Below are 3,186 nucleotides of genomic sequence, written 5' to 3' on the forward strand. Positions count from 1 at the left end.
CGTCTTGAAATACGGCACCTTGTGGATGAAACGCAGCAAAGCCAGGGCAATCAGGCGTGCGTCGCCGATTTTCTCGTGTGAATGCGTAAGTTTGGGCCCCAGATGAAATTGAACCTGAAAGGCAATCAGCGTTGCGGCCTGGGGGATGGGCATTAAACTGTAGTCGGGATGAGGCGTCAACACCTTCATCCCTTTGCCATTCTGGACACGAAATGTCAACCCCTAATCGCCGTGAATTATCTGAGGTAATGACATCGCCGACCTTATAGGACGAGCCGTTCTTGACGTATATCGAATTATCGTCGTGCCGAACGATATTTGCCCTGTCTGTGTCGGATAGCTCACGCAACTTTGGCGAGAACTCAACGACCCCGGTGGCCTTGGTGACTGGCACAGTTGAGTTGGGTGGCGTTGGCGTAGGTGCTGGAGGTGCTGGAGGTGTGGGGTCTCCGCAGGATGAGAGCAACAGTCCCAGCGTGAGCAGGAGGGAACTTACACCAGGTTTCGTAGTTTTACGCATATTTATCCGCCTTGTGTAACGCCAAGAAATTTCGACTACCGCTAATTCATTAGAAACCTTCTCATCCTTTCGCTTATTTTTGCCTCATGTCTACCCCCCAGTGCCGGAGCACAGTTATCGTTCGTTTACACGCTGTTGCTGGAGTATCCTGATCTCTTGGGCTTTCTCTTTGGCGGCTTGCATGGCCTCCCGGTCCCCTACCTTCTTCTGCAGCAGCGCGAGTTCCTCGTAGGCACTCCACCAGTCCTGGTAACTGGGTACGGCAGAGGCCAGCGCAATGGCCTGGTCAAACTGGGGTTGCCTCGGTTTTGAGTCGCTGAAGTTAAGCAGCGGTAGCTTGGCACTCGGCCTCAAGGGGCGTCAAGTACCCCAGGCTCGAGTGCCGCCGTTTCCGGTTGTAGTACACCTCCACGTACTCAAAAATCGCTTGCCTGGCCTCCTCGTGGCTGCGGTACACGCAGCCATCCACCAATTCACGTTTCAACGTTTCGAAAAAGCTCTCTACTACAGCGTTATCGTAACAATCCCCTTTTCTGCTCATGCTGGACAACATGCTGTGTTCTTTGAGGGCGCTCTGGAAGGCATGACTCGCATATTGACTGCCCCTGTCGCTATGAAAGACCACTCCCGCAGGCGGGTTCCGCCTGCGAACTGCCATGCTTAACGCTGACAACGGCAGCTCTGCGGTCATTGTGCTGCTCATAGACCAGCCGATGATCGTCCTGGCGAATAAATCCATCGTGATCGCCAGGTAGAGCCAGCCTTCTTTTGTTGGAATATACGTGATGTCTCCCGCCCAGACAGAATTTGGCGTTTCAGGCGAGAAATTCCGCTCCAGCAAGTTCGGTGCAATTGGCAAAGCATGTTTACTGTCGGTGGTTTTGACGAATTTACGGCGCGTTTTACCGTGTAGGCCGAGATCACGCATCAGACGAGCAATCCGACGCACGCTGTGATGGTGACCATCGGCAGCAAGTTGCTTTTGAATCCGGGGCGCTCCATAGCGCCCTTGATGCTCATCAAAGATTTCCTCAATCAGCAATTGGAGGTGTCCATCTTCAGTTTTTCTCGTTGAGAAGGGCCTTCTTCGCCAGGTTCTGAAGCCACTGGGGGTCACTTGCAGAACCCGACACATGATGTCGAGACGAAATTCATCGAGGTGGACAGCGATAAACGCGAACCTCAAAGATTTTCTCTGGCAAAGAAGGCCGCTGCTTTTTTCAAGATTTCACGCTCTTGACGGAGAATTTCGTTCTCTCTGCGGAGTCGTTGAATTTCCTGTTCTTGCGGTGTTTGGGTCGTTCGACCCTGACCAGGAAAGGCAGCTTGCCCTGCTTGTTGAGCCTGGAGTCGCCAGCGGTACAGCACGGAGGTGCTGATTCCAAGGTCGCGGGCGGCCCGGATGGGGCCGACGTCGTCACGGGCAGCCAGTTCAATAGCCTGACGTTTGAATTCGGCAGTGTAGGTCTTCTTGGTCGTCATGGGTTTGCCTCCTATGGTGAGGCTTAACTCCACCGACTCAAAACTGGATCAATCCCAAACCACCCTCTGGCCTCCTCAATCTCGTTCAAATTGCGACAAATACAGCCCAGCAGCAGCGGAATGTCCGCCTCGTCCGCGCCCTGCAAGGTGCCGGAGGTCGTGCGAATCCCCTTCAAGGCCCACTGCTTGGCCTTCTGAAGGTTCAACCGCTCGGCGGGTGTGTGACCGTAAGCGCCCAGGTGCATGTACATCAGCGCCAGGTTGCTTTGTGTGGCCTGCACGCCGTACCACCACTGCACCTCGTGCGCCAGGTCGTGCGCCATCAGGGTGTGTTCGATGGCCTCCTCCAGTTTTCCGATCCGGCGCAGATACAGCGCGTAGTTGATGTGGTACTGGCAGAATTCCAGGCCGTCCTGCGGCCCCAGCAGTTTCTTCAGGCGGGCGTAGTAATCGGCGGCTTCGGGGTACTCGGCGCAGAGGGTGTGGTGCCGGGCTAGCCGAATCAGAATGCGGGCCAGGTTGGTGCGGTTCAGGCCGTTGTGGTCAAGCAATTTCAGGAGAATGGGGATCTGGCTGGCTGTGCCGATGGGGCCGTGCAGGCGGTCGAGGGCGGTGGTAATCAGGGCGTGGGTGTGGGCCAGTTCGTTCTGTGAGAGGTCTTGTGGTAACAGGGCGCGGAGGCCGGAGAGGGCTTCCTCGACCTGACCGCTTTGCAGCATCAGGGTGTATTCGCTGAGTTCCACGGCGCGGCCCGAGCGGTGGCTGCGCAGGTTTCGCAGGTGCGCGGCGACTGCTTCCTGATCGGGTTGGAACTGGACATCCTGAATCACTTCGGGTAGCAGGGCAAACAGTTTGGTGGCCTGCTTGGCGGGGCTGTGCGTGATCCTCTGGCCGAACAGGTGAGCTTCTTCCTGGGTGGTGAAGCGCCACAGCATGCGTCCGATGCTGCCGTGTTGCAGTCGTGACCACGGGTAGTAATCGTGTACCTCGTCCACCGAGATGTACTGGCTGGGATTCAGCGCAAGAACGGCGTAGAAAACAAGCCAGCGTTCATGGAGACTGGACTGCACCCAAGAAGGCGGACAGGGGGTCAAGTCACATCTGGGCTTGATGATACTGGGCCGCAAACTCTGCCGGGGGCACGTACCCCAGACTGGAGTGTAATCGCCTCTCGTTGTACAGGG

At 56.3% G+C, this 3,186-nt stretch carries 2 protein-coding genes; both read right to left on the reverse strand.

Annotated features, from left to right (window positions below; all coding sequences use genetic code 11):
• Positions 1 to 842 precede the first annotated feature (842 nt).
• A protein-coding gene (locus E5Z01_RS19055) for an IS3 family transposase (RefSeq protein ID WP_420796040.1) occupies positions 843 to 2,002 on the reverse strand; the annotation gives its coding sequence in 2 pieces (ribosomal slippage) (positions 843 to 1,735 and positions 1,735 to 2,002; 1,161 coding nt in all).
• Between the two features lie 23 nt (positions 2,003 to 2,025).
• On the reverse strand, positions 2,026 to 3,072 hold the full coding sequence (locus tag E5Z01_RS19060) for a tetratricopeptide repeat protein (RefSeq protein WP_135230817.1): 1,047 nt from the start codon (positions 3,070 to 3,072) through the stop codon (positions 2,026 to 2,028).
• Positions 3,073 to 3,186 lie beyond the last annotated feature (114 nt).

The organism is Deinococcus fonticola (assembly GCF_004634215.1).
Classification (GTDB): domain Bacteria; phylum Deinococcota; class Deinococci; order Deinococcales; family Deinococcaceae; genus Deinococcus; species Deinococcus fonticola.